This is a genomic window from Vibrio tubiashii ATCC 19109 (genome assembly GCF_000772105.1).
GTDB lineage: Bacteria > Pseudomonadota > Gammaproteobacteria > Enterobacterales > Vibrionaceae > Vibrio > Vibrio tubiashii.
In genome coordinates this window covers 98,752-122,808 of sequence record NZ_CP009357.1, presented here as the reverse complement: position 1 = coordinate 122,808, position 24,057 = coordinate 98,752, and the positions used below count along the sequence as shown (strand labels likewise).

The window sequence follows — 24,057 nt, the reverse complement described above, 5'->3', positions numbered from 1 at the left end:
AATTACATACCCTCCCCTGCTCTAGCTTTTGCTTCCTCCAGTTCCGCTTTCACTGAATCTGCGTTTGCCATAATTTGATCAATTTTATCCAGATGCGAAGTTCTCAGAACCTCTTCGTAACATGTTTCCCAAACTGCATCGTGCATTTCTTCAAATAACTTATCGAACATCTCGCAAGTTGATTTCAGTCTCTTACGATTATCAGACTCTGCGGGATTCTGTTCATAGATTGAGTAAGTAGAGTTTGTAGCCTTACCAATTTCGTCAGAGGCATGTGCTTCATTAGATAGAACATCTCCTCTTTCGACAGTAAACACACGACGAATAATCTGGCCCATGAACTGAGCATAACTACTGCCGGAATACTTTGTAATGAAGAAACGCATGTCAGGGACGTTTGGATAGATTCCTCCTTCGTCATATGTCTCAATGGTTTCAGCCACCAAACCTGCGAATTGAAGCGTTGATGCAAAGTCCAACATAGCCGCTGGAGTGGGCACAAAAACCATGTCACATGCAGACACCACATTAAGCGTGCTGATGTTTAAAGAAGGAGTTCCATCAATAACAATGAAGTCGTAATCCTTTCCTACCTCAACCAACCCACTACGCAATTTCATAATTCGGTCGATGAAAGGGACGTTCGCATCATCCATAACCTTCGGCATCATCAAGTCAATATTAAGGTTCTGCAAACAACTCGGAATAATGTCGATGTTGTCCCAGTAGGTTTTCTGAATCGCATAATGCAAAGACCGAGAAGCGCCTTCTGGATGTCCGGCCTCTACCAGCGCTTCGTCATCTTCCAGAAAGAACGGTGCGATGGTGTTTTCATAATGAACGTTATCGTCGGGTCTCTTCCCAAAGAAGAAACTCAATGACCCTTGGGGATCAGTATCAAGTAAGAGAACGCGATACCCCTTCATAGCAAGGTACTGAGAAAACAAGTGACAGGTAGTTGTCTTCTGACTTCCACCTTTCAAATTGAGGATGCCAACCACAGCAGCAGACGCACCTTCAGGCTTTCGAGGAGCCGTATTGAACACCTGGCGAATATGATTGATATGATTCATGGTGTATCCAGAACGAACCTTCTTAGCTGTATCTAAACGATACTCTGGTTCTGGTAGTCGCCCATCTTGTTCTGCCGCGTAAAGGAGAGAGTGACTGATACCTGCAAGCTCAGCAGCCTGAGTTGTACCGTAACGACGTTTCTGAATACGTTCATCTACCTGAGCGACCTCCAGCCACTCCGGATCATGCTTGGATTTTTGTGTCTTGCGGACCAGGCCAGGAATCTCTTTCATGATGGTCTCGCCGCGTTTTACCACTGTGCTGATCTTTTTAAGAGAAGCCAGCAGGTAGCTTTTTTGGGTGTCGTTATCGGTCATTTCGGTATCCTTTGCTGTTCAAATTGACTTTTTTCACGTATCGTGGATAATCCGATTCTATATTCACGCTTTACTAAAAAAAAGCACTATTTGGTGAATATGCTAATTTTTAAGGGCAATCTGTTAATATAAGCCGTATTTGGTGCTCTAATGTGATCTTGGGTATGAAGCTTTTGTTGCGGTAGGAATAAAAAATATGAATAAAAATGATTTGGAGCCGATTAAGTCGCAGCAACTTAACCTTGATCTTTTCGAGCTTGATCCACTACTGGACAAGAACTACAGCAATACTCTCGAAATCTACGATCTCGCCGGTAAATTCTTATACGACAAGCACAATAAATACCTGAGTTCAGCTTCGGCAGAAGAAACAGAATTCACCCGCATAACCAACTACAAAGACATGGAACTTCGGATCTCTGTCACAGCGGCAAATATTGAGCGTGTAAAAGGTGGCACAAAGCAAAGGGTCTTTGTTTTTCCAGGCGCGAGGGAAGAGATCATAGAAGACGTACTACGCAAGCTTGCGACCGAACGAAGAGCTGAAGCCTATGAAGCAACAACAGGTACAAACGCTGGCACAAAGTTTGTCGGGATTGCCTTCACGCTTTATGAAATTTATGAAGAGCTCAAGAGGGTAGGGAAGTCATATTCGTATTCTGAGATCCGAGAAGCTCTCCATATAATGAATCGTTCCATACTTTCGATACAAAGTATGGACAACTCAATAGACCTATCAGCGCCATTTTTCCCAATCATGGCCATAGCGGACAGGGGCAATAAAAAGGAAACTCGTTCCTTCGTCTGCTTCCATCCAATGGTCACTGATGTGATCCTTACTTTGAACTTCAGACGGTACAACTACGCAAAAGCACTGGAGTTTAAACGCCACTACACCAGACTAACCTACAAAAGGTTGTGTCACCGCTGGGTTCAGGCCTCTCCAGGTAAACCTTATACGATCTTACTCAGCACACTGATCAGCGCAATGAAGGACCCATATCAGAATACCTACCAGGACAAGGCACTTTTTAAAGACGTTATGGATGACCTGGTTAACGAGGATGTGCTCGAACGTTACGAAATGATCCCTAAAAAAGAAGGCAAAAAAATAGTTGATTGGCGGTTCGAACTATATGCATCCAATACCTTTGCAAAGCAGGTAGCTGCCAACAACAAGGTTGCGAACGCACTGCTGGGTAACGATCCGAAGCCTGAAGAGCATCCAGTCTCACGTATCCAAGAAATCAAAGACGAAATCGACTTTTAAAATCCTTTCTCTACGTCAAACCTCAGTTTTTGCCGGGATCTAGCTGAATACCGGCCTTTCTCTACCCCAAACCTCACCAAAAGCGCCTCCCAAAGTCCAAAAATCACGCTGGAACAGCATTTTTTACTTAGGTTTTAGATAGAGTTGGGCATCAAATCCATAAGAAGCTATGAAAGCAAAGGTTTGGGATAGAGTAGGGCAGAGCATAAAAAATGCCCAAATGAGGTAAATTTCTATGTGTTTGTACAAATTTCATCTGTAATTCATCAATTTTTACAAACACTTAGCTAAGATAAGCAACAATACAAGCCAAACTCTATGCCAAACCTTAGTAAGGTTTGAGATAGAGCAATACTAAGGTTTGGCATAGAAAGGGCATATCTGGTTATAAATCGAACTAAAAGTACTAAGGTTTATGCTAGAGAAAGGGGATCGCGAACAGCTACATGTGCATAAACCTGTGATTAAGGTGTTGATATGCTGTGTATATCGTGTGGACGCCGATGTATAAAAATAGAAGGGTAGGGTTTGACGTAGAATAATACCAAGGTTTGGCAGTGAATACCACTTAGGTTTCCCATAGAGCAGTAGTAAGGTTTGGCATAGTAAAACACCAAGGTTTGGCATAGCGAAAAAATGATGGAGGCTAGTAATATCAAGGGTTACAGGACAATTAGCGAGAAACCCTACCGAGGGCCTACCGTTTTTAAACCGTCATTAATCCGTTATTTATTCTTTTTAAACAGATAATAAATACTTTGTATTTATTATAGTTAATCCGACCTACGGTCCCAAATGTGAAAGGCGCAAAGCCAATATATTTTATTTTAAAAAAGGAAAGGAAGCCTTCACAAAGACGTAAAGGCTAAATCATCAGGAGCTAATTAAGAGGCCTTAGAAGCTATTTTGTCATCTACCCTTAAACCAGCCTCACGAAACTTCAGATAAGTCACCACCGCTGTATAGAGAGCCCTCGTGGTGTTGCAATTCCACTGTTCTTCCAAAACTTTAATCTGATCAGCAGTATCACTGACGTAGTAAGAGCGGTTATCACCATCTTTGGGATTTGCTATAGCGACTAACTTTTCTTTGTTTTCTATCGCCCAGTACACAGCAGCATCGAACATTTGATATTGATACTTGAAAGCACTGTCTACGGCGCAAACGAGCTTCATGGTCTGTCTATCATCGTCACTCAGCTTGAGAGTGAATGCGGTCAGCTTTGTTTTGTCTTGTGTCATATCCAGCCGTTTACCATAGTATGAAGTTTAAAGTTTCCGATTCTCCTGATTTTCCTACACGAGACCTATCGCTACGATGCTTTTTAGGTCAGGCTCCACTGACCCTTTTTCCCTCCTTTGCTGTTTTAGACTAGGGCATCCTATCGTTGCGGAGGTATGCCCATGTTAACTACATTTTTTAGACGTAAACCGGATCAAAACGAAGTTGTTCAGACACTACCCAAGTATTCGATTGCGAGATCCGGGAAGGACCTTTTGAATACTTCTGAGCGTCAAGCCCTGATAAGAAAGATCAAACGACTCTTCAGCATCACTGAAGAGGTATGGGCTAATCACTACCTCTATGCGATAGAACAATTCGCTGAGTTAGTTCAGGAGGTTCCCGCCTCTGAAATCCACCATCATTCAAAAGCTGGAGGCTTGATTGACCACACTCTGGAAGCGCTCCATGCAGGCATCAGAATCGCTCAAGGATATGTCTTACCTCCGAATTCAGAACCTGAACATATTGCTTCAGCATCTGATCGCTGGAGGTTTGGAGCTTTCATTGCGATTCTCGCGCATGATATAGGCAAGATCGTAACGGATATTGAGGTTGTTTATAGGGAAAGGGGAGGGGAATTCCAACATTGGCATCCCTGGTATGGAAACATTCCAGTTGAAGCAGAGTACAGTTACCGATACAAAAAGCGAGCTAGTAACACCAAGATAGCGAAATCGCTTCATGAAAAAGCTGCAATGTCACTTTTGCCAAGGCTGCTGACCAGGAAAGCTGCCCAGTGGGTTTTTGAGGACACAGAACTGCTTGCTCAACTCTTTAGCACAGTGACCCACTCAACCTTTGGTGGACAGGCCATCGCAGAAATCGTAAGAACTGCTGATAGTGCAAGCGTAGCTAAGAATCTTGGAGCTGATACCGGCATAAGAACGGATCATTCCAATGCCGTACCACTACATGAAAAATTGATAGTTTCTCTAAGGAAGCTAATCAATGACGGAGATCTCAAACGCAATAAGCCAGGTGCAGCCATATGGGTAACTGAAACTGATACATGGGTGGTATCAAAAGCAACAATGGAGGCGGTTAGAGTCCAGTTACTAAACGAAGGCCACAAAGGTATCCCCAAAAACATTGTGCGCTTATTTGAAGTGTTGAGGGAGCATGAATTGCTGATACCGAACTCTGAAGGGGAGAGTGTCTGGACCGCAGAGATAAACGACTTTGCTAAGAACTGGCAACAGAAACTAACCTTCTTGAGATTTAAGAACGAAATCATCTGGCCAACAAGTAATCCTGATACCTTTGATGGCGAAGTGCTTCCGGTCGATAAGGCTGGGAATGTTATTGAAAGCGATCCGGAGGAATCTGACAATTTCTCTCAAACACAGCAGCCTCTTGAGAATGAGAACACAGAAGTACTCAATCAAAAGATTGACCTTGATAAGCCGCACATACAGCCCCCAAAGGAACTTCCTGTAGCTAAGGCCGAACGCGAAGTCTTACAGGACAAGCAGAGACAACTTGAAGTCAAGGTGCCAACAACGAAGTCTCAGTCAAACCTTACTGCTAAGCAAACAAAAGCACAGATCCCGGAAGTTGCACAAAGCTATGTCCATGCTAATACCGGCGTTAGCTCCAGTGAAGCTAGGAACTTGTGGAAGCACTCCAGAAAAGTGCAAGAGGACCTTCTTGTGCAAAACGACTTCGTTGCCTGGTTGTTGAAGGGCATCTCGCGCCGGAACATTCGAGTGAATGAATCAAAGGCTCCGGTACATATCCTAGAAAACCACGTTGCTTTGGTTACACCGGCGATTTTCAACCTGTATCTGGACAAAAATTCACTGAAGAAACGCTTATACGAGAAAAGGGCAGGGGACAAGAAAGTCTATACCTTACTCCAGAAAGAACTGGAATCACTTGACATTCATCAGCGAGGCTCAAATGGCCAAAACATTGTCAGGATGTCAGTTGAAGGGCAACGATCCCAATCTGAGTTGAGGGTATACCTTCTCAATAGGGAATGCTTTCCCTCTTTAGCAAACTTCAGTGCAAACAAGGCAATGACTATTCACCTTTGACGGACCCCAAGGAAGGATAGCCATAGATCGGGCCGTTTTGGATGTCCATCATGGACTTGCGCTATCAAAATGAGTATATTTGATTCTATGATTTTTATTGCACTTTGGCCCCGAAAAGAGGCAACAACTACAATAAATTGTGCCGTAAATAGGATTTTCGTCGCCTGAGCCCCTATTTGTGGCTGTCCATGCTGCAATGATAGGAGACTCACCCCAAAAAGGTGATAGCGCGAACAATGAACACTAACCGAAACACTGAACTTGAAGCCTTTGAACTACCAGGCGAGAGACTTAATCACATTCTGGATCAAATAGGCTTCAAACAAGGAAGGGGTAGGGTCGCCGAATTCCAGAATTATCTTGCTGAAAAATCCCCAGGCGTTTTTGCTGATCTGAAATACACAACCGTTCGGTCGTGGTTTCAGGAGCACTCTCCGCCGATGCGGAAGATTGATGCTGCTATCCAAGCGCTTCAGTTTGAGTACAAATTTCGTCACGACATCTCTCAGATAAAGACCTGGTGGAAAGTTGGAGGTTTTTATCCATTCGTCAACGAATCTGGCGAACCGGCTCCGTCAATTACAGATCTCCAGCAGGAAGCTAAAGACAACGAGGAAAAACTACAGTTTGTTATCATGTCGCTTGTTACAGAAGAGACAGGCGAACATTTTAAATCGTTGTCCAGTAAAGATCTCGTTAGGCTGAAGGACAAAGTTGCCCAATTCGCACAAGACTACTCTGACCCATTTAAAACGGACTGCCCATCTGATTATTTGCGTATGGCAATCAAGGCAGAGTTGTCCGAACTTCTGAATAAAAAGAAAAAATGATATGCGCCGGTTTCCACAAGGGAATATCGGCGGACTTCTGTTTGGTTGCGCTCTAATTGCTCTCGCAAGACTGGCTTGTGCAGAAGTCATGGTTGTTGTCCCCGAATATTCTGAGCAATATGCCAGTCTTGCTCATTCCATAATCCAGGCTGCACCTGGAAGTGCAGGGCAGTTGAGGCTGTATACTGATTTACCGCCATCACTCGATGACTATGAATTAGTAGTCACTATTGGCAATGAAGCTACCCATGCAGTCAACCATGATAAGCGCTTCAGATACCTTCCCGTACTAAGTGGTTTCATTCCAAGATCAGAATACCGTGCAGGCCCTCTAAGGTCGGCGGTATTCAGCGACATCAATCCGGCAATACACGTCAAGCTGATCAAGCAAATGTATCCTGGGCGAGAGCCTCGTATCGGAGTTTTTGTTGATAGTGAGACAGACTACCTATTTGGGCGGGATTTGCCTGATAAAATTGGTGGTTTTTCCTTGGTACAGAAGGAGTTGAATGAGGCTGAGAATCCGGCCCAGCTCATTGCTCGATTCGTAGAGGACAACAATCTGGATGCATTCATTGTTATACCGTCCAGTATAATTTATGATCCGCACTCGCTGAAGGCGATGCTCTATTCACTCTACCAACTCAACATTCCAGCGATCGCGTATACGCCGAGATTAGTTGAGGGAGGAGTAGGGTGCGTCGCCGCGGCCTACTTCGACAAGGAGCTTGTCTTGTCGGAAATGGTAAACAGAATTCACTCATTTTATGAAACGGGAGAGTTGTCTACTACGACCTCGACACCAACTAAGGCCAAGGTAGTTGTTAATTTAAAATTAGCAGAGGCGTTTCAGTTGGATTTGAGAAATCTCATGAAGTATGGAGAAATACATGAGCAGTAAGAAAAGGATTTCCTATAAGACATTACTTTGTGCATCAGTGGTACTAATTTCGATCGTCATTTACGCGCCGATCATTTTTACCATACACCATCAAAATGAAAAGCTTGTTGACTTAGAGCTTAAAAACATCAAGGGCATTACCGAGCTCCATTCAACAAATATCCTTGCCTATGCAATTGAAGCGGGTAACAAAGAAATCATTGACGCTACTCTTGATGATCTGAAAGATTACAGCTTTATCTACAGTATTACTGTTCTTGATCCGAATAATAACATTATCGGTTTTGTAAAAAGCGATGGATATAATGGTGTAGAGGTTTCTGATCTTAGTTCAAAAGAATTACCGATCTACTCAGCGTCATCAATAACTAAGTCGGTAATCGAAAATGATATTTTGAATGAAGATAGCGACCCTCCTGACCGGAAGCATGTGGGTACATTATTAATTTCGTACACTGATGTTTTCGGTGCCAATGCAGCGATTTCTCCTATTCTAAAATCCCTTCTGTTTTCATTTTTATTTGGCGTCATAACCGTCGTTATCTTTTTTGTCGTTCTCCGCTCCATCACCAGGAATTTCTCTAACATGGTAGTCTCAGCTAATCGACTGGCCGGAGGTGAAAGAGGAATACGATTATCAGAAGATTCTACAATTAGGGAAATCTCACATTTTGCTGAATCCTTCAATACGATTTCTAAAGAGTTGGAAAAAAATTGGAGTGATATTGAACATCAAGAACAGATTTACGAATTAAAGCACAACATATTGCAGATCGCTGCTCACGAACTCAGAACTCCAATCGGAAGTATTAAGACGTTTCTTGATATAGCAATCCATCACAACTCTGAAAAGCGTCATGCTGATGTTTTGTCTACGCTTAAAAAATGTTTCTCTGATATTGATGCCCTTGATCGGCACATTACTTCAATACTTTGTTTATCCGCACTCGAAAACGGATCGCTAACCAGAAATGATGATTGGGTAGATGTCAGAAAACTATTCTCTGATCTCGATAAACAGTTTTCAGTCAAGTGTAAAGCAAAGCAGGCAGTATCTTGGAATTGCTTTGCTGTGGGAGACATGCGTGATCAAGTTTACATTGATTATGACCTGGTATCGATCATCATCTCAAATGCTATTGATAATGCGGTGAAATATACCAATAGGGGATTCGTTAAAGTATCGTACAAGGTAGAAGATAAAGCCCTTCTCGTTACTGTTCATGATAGTGGTGTTGGGTTGACAGAGAAAGACATTGAGGTCTTAACAGCTCGACCAAATCAATTGCAGAATCACATCAAGCGCAAACGAGATGGTTGGGGTATCGGAATGGCCACGATGCACAAATTCGCAGATTTCCTTGGTGGAACAATTGAGATTGAAAGTAAGAAAGACTTTGGAACTAAAGTATCCATTCGCATTCCTGCCGATTGTAAATCTGAACTAATCGCCATCGAGAACGAAACTGCCATCGAGAGTAGAAGTGAAGTAGTGTCCGTAGGTAACGGTTTAGGGTTCAGTTCATCCTATGTGCATAACATTGTCGAAGATGGATTAAAAGTATTAGTGATTGACAACGACGCACAGTATCTTAGCCAAATGGAAGAACTTCTATCACCGGAGTTTCTTCGGAGAAAAGATGTTCAAGTCACCTTTTGCTCAAGCTCATCCGATGCGATAAGGCATGTCGAGGATTTTGAATTCGACCTGCTTTTGATCGACTACCATATGCCTGGTATGGATGGATTGCAGTTCCTTCGTTTTCTTCGCGACAATGAACACGAATGCAAAGAGGCTACCAAGATTGTGATAACTGCTGACGCGAACATCCCCGAGACAGTAAAGCGTGAAATGCTGTCTATGGCAGACAAGGTAATGAGCAAGGGGATAACATCTGCTGATATTAGAAATATGATTCGGTCAATTTCATTAAGATCAGTGAGTTAATTTGAGAGGTAGACTTGGGGAGTAATAGAAACGAACCATGCCCTTGTGGAAGTGGCAAGAAATACAAAAAGTGTTGTTTGAATCAACTCACGAAGGACAAGGCCGTAATTTCATCTGAATTATCGGACGCTTTGGATAAACCATGTTGGTACCACGGAACCGACCAGAGCTTTAGTACTTGGAAACTTCCCCCTCCCAGGAAACCAGGTGAAGATTTACTCGTACAGCATACCGCCATCTTTTTTACTATCAATCGTGACTTCGCAAAGGAAGCTGGAACCAGATTGGCCAGGGTATCTCTATCATCCAATGCCAGGCTATTAGATACAATTGCTAATTACGCAGCCTCTGAGCATTTGCGTCGAGAGGTAATGCGCAATCCGATGGCATCAAGGACACTTAATGTGAATCATGACTACTGGCATGAAGGATGGTTGACAGGAAATGTATTGAGGGTCGCGTACAACGATCCAGCTATGTCTGCACATTTAGATAAGATGGCTTCTGATTTGGCAGCCCATACTGGGCTACCATTCGATACAGCTTATTCTGTTGTAGGACATAACAGCGCCAGAGGATTAATTGAGTTGATATGCGTCTCAGCTAAGCGCCTTGGTTACGATGCATTATATGGGCATGAGGTTGATCGACATTCAGAGCCAGGAAAGGCAATTGCTCAACCTTGGCTGGCAGTGATGTCAAATGGAGTCGTGTCTTCGCCAGAGTGGATAGACGTTTAATTTAATTGTATTGGCTCCTTATCCCGGCTTCTTGTCCTTATCCTCCTGCCTGGGTGAAAGCTTGTCGATTACCACTTTTAGCACATCAAGCTCGGTAGAGAGCTTGTCGTTTGCTTTTACGAGCGCAGCGTTCTCAGATTTCAGCTTTATATTTTCCTCGTCAGACTCACGCAACGTGGCTATCGTTTTGAGGTGTCCCTGTATCTCTGTTGAAAGCTTTTCGAGTTCTGAGGATAAATTTTCTAACTTTGATGAATGCTCAGAGATTAGACGATCCTTTTGTTCTATCTGGACAATGAAGGATTGCTCTCTTTGGCTTGCTTCGGCGAGACGTTCTTTAAGGGCCGTAAGTTCCAATCCCTGTTTACTTACGACTGTGGTTGTCTCTTCCAATTGGGCCTTCATTCGGTCTGCGGATCGATTGGATTGCTCAAGCGCTTCCTTGTAGCCCTGGAGGGTTCGAGCGTGTTCATCTTTGAGCAGAACCACTAACTCCTTGTGCTCAGCCTTAGTGGACTCCAGGTGTAGCCTGGTATCTTTCAATGAGGTATTCGTGCTATCTAGTTTTTCTTCCAGTGACAATGTGCGTTGCTTCTGCTCTGCCAAAGCCTTGCGCTCAGCGTTAAGTTCAGTTTGAAGCTGTTCGATTTTTTTTAAACTGGAGTCTGCGCGACTGGTCTCATCTTTCAGCTTGGCGCTCATATCGGCCAATTGGTCTCGATATGACTTAACTCGTTCTCTTTCAGAGGACAGCTCTTCAATCAGGCCAGCTTTTTCCTTTCGGATCTGTTCTTCGTACTGCTCATTCAACTCGACTACCACCGGGCGCACCAAGTTAACGATTCGCTTTGTCAGCGGATCTTCGTCCTGGTATTCGATGTCCAGCCCCATACCTTTCAGATAATAAAGGATTTTGGCCTCGGAGCCTTTCCCAAGTACCGATCTTACCTGGTAAGGGTTGATTGGCTTTCCCTTGTCCTGAAGCATTCGCACAGCTTCTTCGACGTCCTCGTATCCAATAACTGGCGGTCTAGCCATTTGTCTCTCCTCGGGGGATGCAGTCTCAGTCTTCCAGTATAATAGCTTAGTATATTTCATGTGACAAGAAACATATAAAGAAACATGGCGAAAACCAGCCGTTGATATGGAATATATAAGGCGTGATAATAGAACATTATCTAGCCTTAGGTTAAAATTTGGGATAGGATAGGGTGGTAAAGTTCGCCAATTTTGAAAATTCACGGTTTTTGGCCGCTTTCAAAATATTGGTCAGGTGAAGGCCTGCGGAGGCATTTGGACGAAAACCTACGCTTTGATTGGGGTTGCTGGTTGGAAGACCTGGTGTACGTTGGATAGAGAACCCAGCAATTGGAGATAACTATGGATGACATTCAGGCACATAAGGCCAAAAAGAAGCTCAAGAAAATGTTGAGCAGCAAATCCTGGAATATGGAGGGCTTTCACGCGAACTCAGATATAGCGGTAAATGCGTATGTATATGACCCCTTCGATAGCGAGCAAATCGCATTGGCGGGTTTTACTGAACAGGATCTGGTTAGGCTCAAACAGGTAAAGGAGCCAATTGAGGCGGTTTGTGGTGCCGTTGATCAACAGTTCAAGCGGTATGTGAACGCCTCTGGTGGAGCAGTCCGGAAGCGGGTTGAAGAGCTGGGCGTGTTGATTGGTATTTATATGGTTAATACGACCAGCTATCAAACACTGTGCGCCAATGAAAAAGATGGCCACCGGCATTTCATTATCCTGCTCTACCGGAACCGTCATACGAATGAATGCACTCTCCGCCCTTTTGGCTTAGTTAGCCAGGAGCCAATCCTAGAAGCTGAGCTTATTAAGCAATATGCGCAGTCTGTGATCGCGAGGGATGAAGTAGCCAACCCGAGCTATTTTAATTCAAGCCCTGTCGTCCCATTTCGGAGGTAACATGGAATTGAAGATTTTTGAGAATGGCATTCAAAGCCATAACCAAGTGATACACCGCGCACTGTTGAAGAACGGCCTGTATGTTATGCATGAGAAAGGCTACAGCTACACGGTCGGAATGAAAAATATTGGTTCGCCAGATCTGATTCTGTTCGGGCAATCTTCGGAAATAGCTGATGAGATGTTCCAGGTGATTTTTCAAGCTGTTCAAATGGGGCTGTTGATTCTTGATCAGGTGAAAAGCATTGATCATATCTTTGAGCCTCAACCGCAGCTCAAGCACTTTTCGGATATGGAAAAGCGTAGGCATTTCTTCGCTGCACGTACTTACTATGGCTCGTGGGATTTCAACGTGCTTAATGTTTCAATGGATTTCCACTAGGAGAGGTGCATGGCTATTGGTAAACAAAGAATGACCTCTTCCTATTCAGTTATCCTGGATACCGACACGTTCATTCTCATCAAAGATAATGATGACCCAGATTTTGCGTCTGTGACTAACGCCGCAGATTATACGGTTGAATCGTTGGCTCAGCTCTATGATCTATCCAATCGACGGATTGTATATCAGGACACTATGGGACGATTTGATGAGTTACGCCATGCAGATGGAAAGTTTACGGGTTTCAGAGCCCTAACTGCGAACCAGCAGGAATTCTATGAGCAGTTTCTTTCTGGCAAAGGCGATTAAAGGAGGAATTATGGCTGAAAGTATTGTCATTGATTTTACGGCTCACCTCCAGAAGAAACGACAAGCAGAGGCCCTAAAGGAAAGGATTGCTGCCTCTGGTTGGGATATTGATGGCGATGTTTCCTCGATCGATTCAGAAATCTGCTTCTATCTGATCGACAGCAAAGAGTCAGGTGTAGTTCTCTTTGGGTGCAGCAAGGATAGTATCCCAGCCCCAGGTTCTTTAGAGATTGTTCATTGGGGACATTTTGTTCTGGCATGGGATGTTATAGCCGATCCGGAAATGCCATTTGATGAAACCCATAAGCTCAACACAATGCAGCTTGCACTGAGAGCCCTGCCTGGTTTGACGGAGTGGCAGAGCTTTTCTGAAAGAGCATTCTCTACAGAGGGAGCTAAGAAGCCACACATTCTGGTGATCATTGATAGAGCTAATCTTGAATCACCTCTGGAGTTGATAGTCGCGCACTCTGAGTCTCCAGTGATGAACTCAGAAAGCATCCAGTCGATCGTAGACAGCTACGTTAAGGAACAGTGAAGATGACTGATCGAAGGGACGATGATCCCACTTTCGTGGGAAGGTCTGCTGAGCTCGACCTGCTTGCCAAAGAAGCAACGATTTTGGACGCATCCGAGAACGACAATACCAATAGAGCTTTGGAGAATGCGGTCAAACACTTCACAAAGGTCTTTGGTGGACGGCTCCCGTGCACAGATGAGGATCTGAAGAATTACCTCGTGATGTACGCCGGTAAGCTGAGTGTTGCAACTCTGGAACAACGCAGGGTTCTCATTGGCCGCTGGCACAAAGAAAACGGCTTTGAGCATAATCCTAATGATTCGGAGCTTGTTCGGAAAATAATGCGGGGAATACGGCGGAAGTTTGGTAAAAAGCCTAAACAGGCAAAACCGGCACCGTTAAGAGTCATTGAAAAAGTATGTTCACACCTGGATGAAGTTCAAGAGAACATTGAGGATGAAAAGAATAGCCAGAAGCTGAGAGCTATCAGAGACAAGGCCATGCTGCTAACGGCGTTCTGGTTTGGATTGCGCTCCGACGAACTCATTAACATCCGTGCTTGTGACATCAAATTTCATTGGGATGGAGATACCCCATATTTCGAGTTATTTCTTCCAAAATCGAAAACGGATAGAGATGGCCAGGGAACGACAAAGAAACTGGATTCACTGCCAAACCTATGTCCTATGCGAGCGATTAGAGACTGGATTGAAGCAAGGTGCAGTGGTGTCGATGTAAAATCCTTTAGAGAAAGCGAAGTACCGCTATTTGCAAAAGTTAGTCGTTGGGGAGATGTCTCAGAAACCCATATACATCCAAACTCGATCAACAAGCTTTTCAAAGGGCTTTTGGAATCCGGAGGCGTTGATCCAGAGGAATATAGTACCCATAGTATGCGCCGTGGCGTTGCGAACTGGATTATAGATTCTGGAGCTTCTGTTGCTGAACTGAAAGAGTGGATCGGTTGGAGAGATACCAGAACAGCAATGCGTTACCTGGATGGTAAGTCTTCCCTGCCAAGCAAGATTATTGAGAGGAAGTTACAGACAGGATCACTTCTCAGCGATACAAACCCTAGACGGCTCAGTAGCCCTGAAGATTAACAGGGCTGTTTGAGGTAAGCCGTCAGTCAATTTAGGTGTCTGATTGTCAGCTTAATGGCGAATGAAACGACATTTCGGGTAGTTGCTGCATCCCAGGAACTGTTTTCCTTCGTTTGTTCCACGTTTGGACGTTCTCATAACGAGTGAACCGCCACATCTAGGACAGTTGGTCGTATCCCTTTCATCAGGGGTTGTATTTGTCATTTTCTTTAGTGATTTAGCGTGAGCGATATGCTTTCGCTTGTTTGTGAATGAGTTATCTAGTTTACCTCGACTAAGCGATACTTTAATTGCCTCCAGAGCAGTGTCGTCGATGACAGGGTGTGAATATTCACTGATATAACGGCGCAGTTTGAAGGCAGTTAGCACGTTGTTTGGCATTGGAGTTTTGAATGTGGCGTCACCGACAAAAACAATAATCGAATGTACTACTGCTGGGTCAACCTCGATAAGATCTGAAAGTGTCTTGGTATGTTTGTAATTCTGGCGAAGTGGATTCTGGAACCTAAACTTATTCTTGAATATCTGCTGTGTCCAATACGGACTGGTTTCATTGCCAAATATCCAGCCTTTCATGTTCTTGGTTTCGATTACGAAGATGCCGTACTTGGACAACAGGATGTGATCTATTTGTGTAGTACCATCTTCCGTTGGCAGCATGACATCTTTAAATAGTGAGTACTCAGGCTCCTTAAAATTTTTGCGTAATATGAGGTTCACGATCCATTCGCCGAAAACGCCTTTGAACCATGCTGTGCGCGTTATGGAAACAATAATCAGCAATAGAATGAGCCACCAGAACTGACCTGCAAGATTCAACGCTTGAGGGATCAGCGCACTGGTAAAAGCGTCCATCATCTGGTTACTCATTTTTTATTCCTACGCCATTCCCAAGGTGGAATACGATCTGCTTCAGGTAGGCCCCATAGGCCACGTTTGTTGATTCGCGCATCTTTTTCAAATTCAAAGAGTAAGGGAGACTTTGCATACTGCCGATACACCCAGGCGCTGCCAGATTTAACAAGCTCGGCGTTAACCCACTTCCCGTCAACATAAAGGTTTGCTACCAGGCGGCCATACCTGTCAGTGTCAACAGTATCGACTTTTACCAGGCGTCCGAACACAAGATCCGATAAGGCCTGTTTGGAACGGCTGCCATAAGGTTGCTTCTTCTCAGGCGTATCAATTTCTGCTAAACGAACACGATACTGGATCTTACCGCTTTTGCAGTTTTTTCCGGAATTGCACGGCTTATCTGTCAAAACATTTACAGTATCTCCATCGGAGACACCGACAACCTTCGCCATGAAGCTTTCAGCAAATGAAAACGGCGATACTAAAGCGAACAGAACAATCAGAAATGAATACAAAAACTTCGCTGGAGCTAGGATTCTCATACCTTCTTAACTCCGGTTGCGACTAGGCCACGATTGCCCCGCTCTACTGAGAAGCAAACATCCATACCTTCGTGGAGGTCGTTAAATAAGTTATCTTCAACACCGGAAGCATGGAAGAAGATATTGTCATCGAATCCCGGTGAATAAATGAATCCATATCCTTTGCTGTAAACCATGTCAGAGATACTTCCCGTTTTTTCACCACCGCCAAGGTTATCGGAGGGTTGATATTCGTCACCGCGCTGAATTCTGAGGTATATTTCTTCGCGATGGACCTCAATGTTTTTTGGTGCGTTGATTCCGATTCGTACCTGGTTACCATTGACCCCCAATATGGTGACGGAAACGTCGTCGCCTATCATGAGAGTTTCACCAATTCGCCGAGTTAATATGAGCATAATGACACGTTCCTTTGAATAGATTAAACGAGGCTTACAAATACCAGCTCGTCCTTCTCAAAGGATCTGAGAGGTGAAGAATCAGGTTTTCGATCAGTATGAAAGCCAGCGTATACCAATACAGAGACGATACCGGGTATCGTTTTATAAGCAATACGTTTGGTGAGCTGAAAGTAAGCATCGAGTGGGTTCATTGATGGCACATCGAACGTGAACTGCTTGTTTTGTTCCGTTTTGATGTCCACGCTGTACTTATGTTTTCGCCCAGGACGGTCTGCTCCATCCCTTGGCCTTTGGCCGAATATTTCAGCGATTGCAGACTCATAAACACTATTGCTCAGGATGTCGCAAGCGCATAGAGCTTCGGTGTATCCACCTAATCGGTATCGCCATTCGAGGCTCTCAAATTCGTGGTGTGAAGGCTTTACATTATCTAGACCAATGATTGCCTTACCATGCTCAGGCGAAATATTGTCTCTCAACTCCTGGAAGATGTTTTCTATTTGATTCTGGTCGAGTGTTCTCATTGTTATTCCTACTTCTTAAACGGCGCTAAGGGTATCTTCCTGATTCACATCAAGGATTTGACTTGGTAACTCGCTATGACTAACAACCGCGTTCAGCTCGTCGTAATAGCTCTCTGTCGCTCCTGCTGGAACCAGGTAAACAGCCGTAGGTTTTCCTTCAGTATCGGTTAGAAGAACCGAGGCTATGACATCAGACGATCCAAGGTTGTAGCGTAAGCCTTTGATGAAATGACGCTTCCCTGTACAGAGCCGCTCCAGGAGTTCAAGCTCCTCTATGTTTTCAAAGGGAAGCCAATTCCGATCCACGGCCATGAAAGAGATGGTATCCACCTGGGGACTGCCGGATGCGCTAAGAAGAAAAGTACAGATTGTTAGCAAATGAATGGATTCATTTTCATGGAAAAAAGCAAGCTCAGTGGAGAAGGCCTTATTTATTCGCTTGTAAACATCCTCTCCCATGTAAACCGGAGTATCGGGCATATGCTTGACGATCATCTTGAATCCAAACCGGGCTTCTTCGATCGTCTTCACTTCGCCAATGAGTATGCCCATAGGCTGTTTGTTGCCCTGCTTTTTCAACTTGGATAGGAACTGTCTGCGTCTGGCCACAATTTCATCTTTGTGGGGTTCTAGGGATTTTCCCCTCTAAAAAGACTTAATCCTCTGTAGACCACACCAATAAATGGCTGCGGAGGTGGGTTACTACTTATAAGTGTGGCAAATTAGGTAAATATCGTACATTTAATACGGAACAGCCCTGATATGGCCATCAAAAACGAAATTACTATTCTCACGAGAGCAGAACAGGCAGATCTTTATTCCCCACCCATTTTTTCAATCGAAGAACAACGTCTGTACTTTTCTCTGAACGATGCGGAATTGGCAGTTTTTCGGTCAATTCGTCTCAGAGCTCATAGATGTTACTTTGTCGCGATTTTGGGATACTTCAAATCAAAGCCCGTCATCCTAGATATCGCTTACTCGCAGGTTTCTAAGGATTTAATGTTCATCAGTAAAGAGCTGCTTGGCGGCAAGGGGCTCAGACCATTCACTCCCTCACAAAAACAAAAAGATCGACTCTACGCAAAAGTATTAGACCTTGCTGGTTATCACAAATGGGACGAAAGTCAGCACTTCAATTCTCTTTTCGACCACCTTGTTCAGGTGGGCAATGCCTGGCTGGAGCCGCGTTACCTCTTTGATACTGCTATTGAATTCCTAACCAGTCACAGCATTGCTATCCCTAGGTACACCGTACTCCAGAGACTGATAAGCAGAGCGATGCAGCAGGTCAGAAAAGACCTGGCGCACCAACTTAATCAACTCACCAGTCCTGAACTTCACGTCTTTCTGGACAGCATAACAGCCATTGATGACGGACTAAGCCTGAACCAGCTCAGAGGCGGTGCAAAAAGTCTGACCGTACCTGAACTTAAAAAAGAGCTTGCCCTTTATCATCAGTTAGCGCCATGGCGCACGCAAATCAATGGCGTTATCGATGGGCTTAATCTGTCTCTTAAAAATCGACAACACTTCGGTGAGCTCATCAACTATTACGGTAGTAAACTCAAACGATTCAAACGCGCACAGCAGCATCTATGGTTGCTATGTCACCTGACAGAGCGGATACAACTGGCACTGGAACGGTTAACTGATGGGTTCATTTACCATATCCGCAAGCAACAAGAAGCTGCCAACACCTTTGCACAACAAGCAGTGTTCCTGTCCTGGCAGTCAGCCGCGGACAATGTCACGAAAGCGGCAGAGTTACTGCATCTGTTTGTGGATGAGAACATTGATGATAATCAACCCTTCTCAGTAGTCAGACAACAGGCATTGAAGGTCATGAATGACAGGGATATCCAGACCCTCTGCCTTTACCTGAAAAAACAGAAACGGACCGTGGAAGAGTACCAGTGGCAACATTACGATGAACAATGCAATCTCCTGGAGCAACTGTTAAGGCAGGTGTTTTTGTGTCTTGAATGTGAGGCCGGTAAAGGCTCAGAAGCCGTCGTCGCCCAACTTCAACAGATGCAGACGGAAATCGCATTCGGTGGACCACTGAAGACGATGGATACGTCGCTCATCCCGAAAAAGCACCTCCCATGGTTGGTTAAACAGGATAACGTTAACCCGCAACGTTACGAATGGCTGCTCTACCGGCAGTTAACCTCACGACTGAATGGACGCATTTATTTGCCAAATGTTACCAAATACCGCGCACTGGAAGACGACCTGATCCCCCAGACATCGCAGGATACCTTGCTGGCCTCATCAACACTGGACAGACTAAAACAGCCCGCAGAGTTATTGTTACAGGAGAAACAACACCGGCTGGAAAGTGCACTCAAAGACGTTGCTCTCCATATTGATGAGGGAGACAATCGAAATGTGATCATGAAAAATCGTACCGGTACCCGCTGGCGTCTGCCGACCAAAAGCGCTACATCTCTGGTCAACAATCCCTTTTTTAAGCGAATGCAACCGGTCGGTATCGCGGATGTACTGCGGTATGTAGAGCGCGAAACCGGGTTCATGAAATGTCTGACTCATGTACTTCCGATACAAAAACAAGGGTTCACTCATCAGGATGATTTACTGGCCATTCTGATTGCCAACGCCACTCACCGTGGTGTGTATGGCATGGCGCAGATCTCCGATCGAAGCTATGAACACCTGAGTACGGTGCAGGCCAACTATATCCGGCCTGAAACGCTGCATGACGCCAGCGACGTGATCAATAATGCGGTTGCAGCGCTACCCATCTTCCGCCACTACCATATTCAGGAGGACCAGTTGCACGCCAGTGCGGATGGTCAGAAATTCGAAACCCATCTGGAAACCTTTAAAACCCGGTACTCCTCTAAGTATTTCGGCACCAACAAAGGGATCACGGCCATGACACTGGTGGCCAACCACAGCGCCCTCAATGCTCGGATCATCGGTTCCAACGAGCACGAATCACACTATATTTATGACCTGTTACAATCCAACAGCAGTGAAATCAAACCTGACGTACTCTCGACAGATACACACGGTGTCAATCATGTTAACTTCGCCTTACTGGATCTATGCGGTTACAGTTTTGCACCGCGATACGCGCAGTTCAGTAGTGTCATCAATGATCTGTTTGATGTGACTGAAAGTGAACAAGGCAGCACCATACTGGCGCTAAAGAAGCCTATCAGAACGAATGTTATTACAACGGGATGGCAAGATATCAGGCGTATTGTTCTGTCACTTCAGACAAAGCGGACGACACAAGCAATGCTGGTAAGAAAGTTGTCTGGTTACCCTTCTGGACACCCAATATTACAGGCTCTGACGGAGTATAATCGACTGGTTAAAGCGCAATATTTACTTGACTACATCGACGATGCCAGTTTGCGGCAGTATGTGCAACGTGCCCTGAACCGGGGAGAAGCATGGCACTTCCTTAGACGAGCCATTGCGTCGGTGAATGGTGATCAGTTCCGTGGCAAAAACGAGTCTGAAATCGCTATCTGGAATGAATGCGCAAGATTGCTTGCCAACGCGATCATCTACTTCAACTCCGCGATACTGAGTCATCTTCTGGGACACTTTGAAGCGAGAGGAGATGAAGAGAAAGCGGGTATCACTCGTGCTGTTTCGCCCGTTGCGTGGCAAAATATCAACTTAAGCGGAACGTATAACTTCACTAATACTGGGAAATTGCCCAATATTGGCGAAATAACAAGGCCGATAGTGGATGATTAGGCTCCAAGCTGAAAGTAAACCACCTCCGCAGCCATTTATTGGTGTGGTCTACAGAGGATTATGTCTTTTTAGAGGGGAAAATCCCTAGAACCCCATCAGAAAACTGAAGGAACCTCCATTGAATCGAACTAATATTTTTTTTGGTGAATCGCATTCTGACTGGTTGCCTGTCAGAGGCGGAGAATCTGGTGATTTTGTTTTTCGACGTGGTGACGGGCATGCCTTCGCGAAAATCGCACCTGCTTCCCGCCGCGGTGAGCTCGCTGGAGAGCGTGACCGCCTCATTTGGCTCAAAGGTCGAGGTGTGGCTTGCCCCGAGGTGATCAACTGGCAGGAGGAACAGGAGGGTGCATGCTTGGTGATAACGGCAATTCCGGGAGTACCGGCGGCTGATCTGTCTGGAGCGGATTTGCTCAAAGCGTGGCCGTCAATGGGGCAGCAACTTGGCGCTGTTCACAGCCTATCGGTTGATCAATGTCCGTTTGAGCGCAGGCTGTCGCGAATGTTCGGACGCGCCGTTGATGTGGTGTCCCGCAATGCCGTCAATCCCGACTTCTTACCGGACGAGGACAAGAGTACGCCGCAGCTCGATCTTTTGGCTCGTGTCGAACGAGAGCTACCGGTGCGGCTCGACCAAGAGCGCACCGATATGGTTGTTTGCCATGGTGATCCCTGCATGCCGAACTTCATGGTGGACCCTAAAACTCTTCAATGCACGGGTCTGATCGACCTTGGGCGGCTCGGAACAGCAGATCGCTATGCCGATTTGGCACTCATGATTGCTAACGCCGAAGAGAACTGGGCAGCGCCAGATGAAGCAGAGCGCGCCTTCGCTGTCCTATTCAATGTATTGGGGATCGAAGCCCCCGACCGCGAACGCCTTGCCTTCTATCTGCGATTGGACCCTCTGACTTGGGGTTGATGTTCATGCCGCCTGTTTTTCCTGCTCATTGGCACGTTTCGCAACCTGTTCTCATTGCGGACACCTTTTCCAGCCTCGTTTGGAAAGTTTCATTGCCAGACGGGACTCCTGCAATCGTCAAGGGATTGAAACCTATAGAAGACATTGCTGATGAACTGCGCGGGGCCGACTATCTGGTATGGCGCAATGGGAGGGGAGCAGTCCGGTTGCTCGGTCGTGAGAACAATCTGATGTTGCTCGAATATGCCGGGGAGCGAATGCTCTCTCACATCGTTGCCGAGCACGGCGACTACCAGGCGACCGAAATTGCAGCGGAACTAATGGCGAAGCTGTATGCCGCATCTGAGGAACCCCTGCCTTCTGCCCTTCTCCCGATCCGGGATCGCTTTGCAGCTTTGTTTCAGCGGGCGCGCGATGATCAAAACGCAGGTTGTCAAACTGACTACGTCCACGCGGCGATTATAGCCGATCAAATGATGAGCAATGCCTCGGAACTGCGTGGGCTACATGGCGATCTGCATCATGAAAACATCATGTTCTCCAGTCGCGGCTGGCTGGTGATAGATCCCGTCGGTCTGGTCGGTGAAGTGGGCTTTGGCGCCGCCAATATGTTCTACGATCCGGCTGACAGAGACGACCTTTGTCTCGATCCTAGACGCATTGCACAGATGGCGGACGCATTCTCTCGTGCGCTGGACGTCGATCCGCGTCGCCTGCTCGACCAGGCGTACGCTTATGGGTGCCTTTCCGCAGCTTGGAACGCGGATGGAGAAGAGGAGCAACGCGATCTAGCTATCGCGGCCGCGATCAAGCAGGTGCGACAGACGTCATACTAGATATCAAGCGACTTCTCCTATCCCCTGGGAACACATCAATCTTACCGGAGAATATCGTTGGCCAAAGCCTTAGCGTAGGATTTCGCCCTCTCCCGCAAACGACCCCAACGGCTCAGCAGGAACGCGAGCAGGCCCGGCAGGAACTGGCCGAGTGCCGGGAGCGGAACGCAACCCTTACCGGGGAGCTGAACGCCATCAAGGCTCAACTGGCCGAGTTGAAAGGAGAGGCTTCTAAGAAGAAGTAAACGGCCGCACTGGATGCACGGCCGGAAGGGTCAGGAAGAGGGCTTGTCGCGCGCGGTCGCCGCGTCGCGCCTGAGCTGAGGGTAAAAGGCTGTGCGCCATCGCCATTGGAGTACGCACACGGCTACGCCGGCCGCGCAGACGAATAGGGTACGGGCGGCCTCACCGTCTCCGGTCAGAGTGCCCCATACCATGCTGGGTAGCTCGGGTATCAAGGCCACGAACAGCAGAACGCCGGATACCAGGATCAATCCTGCTATCCCCAGCTCCCAACCTCGTTTTAAGCGCGCCCAGCGGGTGCGCCAGGTGTCGATCCATTTGGATTCCATGGCGTTATCCTCCCGTGATTGTGTTGCCGGCACCAAAACGTTTTTGGTAGGCGTGATAAGCCTTCTTGGCTCCACGGTAAGGCGATGCAGCGGCATTACCTGCCAAGCGCGCATCACGTTGGATACCGCGATATTGCCGGCGGATTGTGGACGGGCGCATGGCATTCATGGCTGACCCTAGAGCACCTTGCGTTGCCAGGGCTACGCCCCCACCCAAAGCCGATGCCATTGCAGGAACCTGCTTAAGGAACAGAAAGCAAAGACCAAAGAATATTACGAATGCTGCGGCATCCCACATAGTCGTTAGATCACTGCCGCTTGCGGTCATTCTGTCTAGGAAAAGCTCACAAAACTCAAGAGTCAGACGCCCACCGGCGGCAGCAAGTACCAGGATCATGCCAAAATTGATCACTTGGCCAAGCCAGGATTCGAAGAATCTCTGGGTAGCATTGAATAGTAGGCCAATAATAAATAGTGGCCCAATGCCAAGCAGCAAAGTAGTCATAAACTTGCTGATCAGGATAAGTGCCGCGATGATAACGGTTACAACGCCGCCGGCTAATAGAATGGCTAAGGCAATGAGATACATGCCGAAATTGCCATTCATTACGCCAGCTTTGTCCCAAGCGCGATCGGCTATCTCGAAGACCCGAGAAAAGAGGGTATCCATAATGCTAGCCATGCTGTCGGCTGGGGTACCAGTTATGACAGACGCTATTTTCTCAGGACCGTGGGCCAACACATCCACGACAACATCCATATAAGTGCCGACTGTTAGGCCTAGAGTCATAATGAAGCCAATTCGGAGTATGCGAAAAACCCCTTCTTGCAGTGGTTCGCTGACCTTACCGAACATCATCATGTAGCCCCAAATGGCAATCCAGACGATCAACATACTGGTGAAAATGGGGGTAATGTGTGCGATCAGGTCCCCTACTGTGCTGGAAATATAAGTGTCTAGAACATTGTCGACTAGCTCGAACGTCCCTTGAAAAAGATCCATGAGGCC

At 46.1% G+C, this 24,057-nt stretch carries 22 protein-coding genes and 2 pseudogenes; 14 read left to right on the top strand and 10 right to left on the bottom strand.

Annotated elements, in window-relative coordinates; all coding sequences use genetic code 11:
* Positions 1-2: 2 nt before the first annotated feature.
* Positions 3-1,391, bottom strand: a complete 1,389-nt coding sequence (locus IX91_RS24905) for an AAA family ATPase (RefSeq protein ID WP_004748792.1) — start codon at positions 1,389-1,391, stop codon at positions 3-5.
* A 196-nt stretch (positions 1,392-1,587) separates the two neighbouring features.
* Here IX91_RS24905 and IX91_RS24900 point away from each other — a divergent pair, with 196 nt between their 5' ends.
* Positions 1,588-2,661 carry a replication initiation protein gene (locus IX91_RS24900; protein ID WP_004748791.1) on the top strand — a complete coding sequence of 358 codons (1,074 nt, stop codon included), beginning with the start codon at positions 1,588-1,590 and terminating at the stop codon, positions 2,659-2,661.
* An 884-nt stretch (positions 2,662-3,545) separates the two neighbouring features.
* Here IX91_RS24900 and IX91_RS24895 read toward each other — a convergent pair.
* Positions 3,546-3,902 (bottom strand): hypothetical protein, encoded by a 357-nt coding sequence (locus IX91_RS24895; RefSeq protein ID WP_004748790.1) that lies wholly within the window; start codon positions 3,900-3,902, stop codon positions 3,546-3,548.
* A 162-nt stretch (positions 3,903-4,064) separates the two neighbouring features.
* On the opposite strand from IX91_RS24895, the gene mobH reads away from it, so the two are divergent.
* From mobH to IX91_RS26590, 5 genes are all read left to right on the top strand, one after another.
* The gene (mobH, locus tag IX91_RS24890) at positions 4,065-5,981 is read left to right on the top strand and encodes a MobH family relaxase (protein ID WP_004748789.1); all 1,917 of its coding nucleotides are present in this window, start codon (positions 4,065-4,067) and stop codon (positions 5,979-5,981) included.
* A gap of 236 nt (positions 5,982-6,217) precedes the next feature.
* Entirely contained in the window at positions 6,218-6,811 is a 594-nt protein-coding gene (locus tag IX91_RS24885) for a hypothetical protein (RefSeq protein ID WP_004748788.1), read from the top strand.
* 1 nt (position 6,812) lies between these two features.
* Complete coding sequence (locus tag IX91_RS24880; RefSeq protein WP_004748787.1) at positions 6,813-7,712, top strand: hypothetical protein; 900 nt, start codon at positions 6,813-6,815, stop codon at positions 7,710-7,712.
* Positions 7,702-9,660: a hybrid sensor histidine kinase/response regulator gene (locus tag IX91_RS24875; protein ID WP_004748786.1), complete on the top strand. Its 1,959-nt coding sequence runs from the start codon at positions 7,702-7,704 to the stop codon at positions 9,658-9,660. Before IX91_RS24880 ends, IX91_RS24875 begins: the two co-directional genes overlap by 11 nt.
* A gap of 383 nt (positions 9,661-10,043) precedes the next feature.
* Positions 10,044-10,400, top strand: a complete 357-nt coding sequence (locus IX91_RS26590; RefSeq protein WP_162096984.1) for a hypothetical protein — start codon at positions 10,044-10,046, stop codon at positions 10,398-10,400.
* Between the two features lie 18 nt (positions 10,401-10,418).
* On the opposite strand, the gene IX91_RS24865 is transcribed toward IX91_RS26590, so the two are convergent.
* Positions 10,419-11,438, bottom strand: coding sequence for a DNA-binding protein (locus tag IX91_RS24865; protein ID WP_004748784.1), 1,020 nt, complete (start codon positions 11,436-11,438; stop codon positions 10,419-10,421).
* A 342-nt stretch (positions 11,439-11,780) separates the two neighbouring features.
* Here IX91_RS24865 and IX91_RS24860 point away from each other — a divergent pair, with 342 nt between their 5' ends.
* From IX91_RS24860 to IX91_RS24840, 5 genes are read left to right on the top strand one after another with little or no spacing between them, the layout of a single operon-like run.
* Entirely contained in the window at positions 11,781-12,341 is a 561-nt protein-coding gene (locus IX91_RS24860) for a hypothetical protein (RefSeq protein WP_004748783.1), read from the top strand.
* A 1-nt stretch (position 12,342) separates the two neighbouring features.
* Complete coding sequence (locus IX91_RS24855; protein ID WP_004748782.1) at positions 12,343-12,723, top strand: DUF4262 domain-containing protein; 381 nt, start codon at positions 12,343-12,345, stop codon at positions 12,721-12,723.
* Between the two features lie 9 nt (positions 12,724-12,732).
* On the top strand, positions 12,733-13,032 hold the full coding sequence (locus IX91_RS24850) for a hypothetical protein (protein ID WP_004748781.1): 300 nt from the start codon (positions 12,733-12,735) through the stop codon (positions 13,030-13,032).
* Between the two features lie 10 nt (positions 13,033-13,042).
* On the top strand, positions 13,043-13,570 hold the full coding sequence (locus IX91_RS24845) for a hypothetical protein (RefSeq protein WP_004748780.1): 528 nt from the start codon (positions 13,043-13,045) through the stop codon (positions 13,568-13,570).
* Between the two features lie 2 nt (positions 13,571-13,572).
* Positions 13,573-14,655 (top strand): site-specific integrase, encoded by a 1,083-nt coding sequence (locus IX91_RS24840; protein ID WP_004748779.1) that lies wholly within the window; start codon positions 13,573-13,575, stop codon positions 14,653-14,655.
* 51 nt (positions 14,656-14,706) lie between these two features.
* On the opposite strand, the gene IX91_RS24835 is transcribed toward IX91_RS24840, so the two are convergent.
* The 6 genes and pseudogenes from IX91_RS24835 to IX91_RS24815 form a co-directional block, all read right to left on the bottom strand.
* Positions 14,707-15,525 (bottom strand): nuclease-related domain-containing protein, encoded by an 819-nt coding sequence (locus tag IX91_RS24835; RefSeq protein ID WP_004748778.1) that lies wholly within the window; start codon positions 15,523-15,525, stop codon positions 14,707-14,709.
* Positions 15,522-15,962, bottom strand: coding sequence for a thermonuclease family protein (locus IX91_RS24830; RefSeq protein ID WP_408068363.1), 441 nt, complete (start codon positions 15,960-15,962; stop codon positions 15,522-15,524). The genes IX91_RS24835 and IX91_RS24830 overlap by 4 nt, the downstream gene beginning before the upstream one ends.
* An 86-nt stretch (positions 15,963-16,048) precedes the next feature.
* Positions 16,049-16,186: pseudogene (locus IX91_RS26910) on the bottom strand (cold-shock protein); the annotation flags it as partial.
* A gap of 78 nt (positions 16,187-16,264) precedes the next feature.
* Positions 16,265-16,450 (bottom strand): annotated as a pseudogene (gene csrA, locus IX91_RS26905) (carbon storage regulator CsrA); the annotation flags it as partial.
* A 23-nt stretch (positions 16,451-16,473) separates the two neighbouring features.
* On the bottom strand, positions 16,474-16,977 hold the full coding sequence (locus IX91_RS24820; protein ID WP_004748775.1) for a hypothetical protein: 504 nt from the start codon (positions 16,975-16,977) through the stop codon (positions 16,474-16,476).
* 15 nt (positions 16,978-16,992) lie between these two features.
* Positions 16,993-17,589: a DUF1173 family protein gene (locus IX91_RS24815; protein ID WP_081999247.1), complete on the bottom strand. Its 597-nt coding sequence runs from the start codon at positions 17,587-17,589 to the stop codon at positions 16,993-16,995.
* 150 nt (positions 17,590-17,739) lie between these two features.
* Between IX91_RS24815 and IX91_RS24810 the strand changes: the two genes are divergently transcribed.
* The 3 genes from IX91_RS24810 (at position 17,740) to IX91_RS24800 (ending at position 22,476) form a co-directional block, all read left to right on the top strand.
* Positions 17,740-20,718 carry a Tn3 family transposase gene (locus tag IX91_RS24810; RefSeq protein ID WP_000985631.1) on the top strand — a complete coding sequence of 993 codons (2,979 nt, stop codon included), beginning with the start codon at positions 17,740-17,742 and terminating at the stop codon, positions 20,716-20,718.
* Between the two features lie 118 nt (positions 20,719-20,836).
* The gene (aph(3'')-Ib, locus tag IX91_RS24805; protein ID WP_001082319.1) at positions 20,837-21,640 is read left to right on the top strand and encodes an aminoglycoside O-phosphotransferase APH(3'')-Ib; all 804 of its coding nucleotides are present in this window, start codon (positions 20,837-20,839) and stop codon (positions 21,638-21,640) included.
* Positions 21,640-22,476, top strand: a complete 837-nt coding sequence (locus IX91_RS24800) for an aminoglycoside O-phosphotransferase APH(6)-Id (RefSeq protein ID WP_000480968.1) — start codon at positions 21,640-21,642, stop codon at positions 22,474-22,476. The genes aph(3'')-Ib and IX91_RS24800 overlap by 1 nt, the downstream gene beginning before the upstream one ends.
* 576 nt (positions 22,477-23,052) lie before the next feature.
* On the opposite strand, the gene IX91_RS24790 is transcribed toward IX91_RS24800, so the two are convergent.
* A complete protein-coding gene (locus IX91_RS24790; RefSeq protein WP_004743248.1) occupies positions 23,053-24,051 on the bottom strand; it encodes a type IV secretion system protein in 999 nt (332 codons plus the stop codon).
* Between the last annotated feature and the right edge of the window lie 6 nt (positions 24,052-24,057).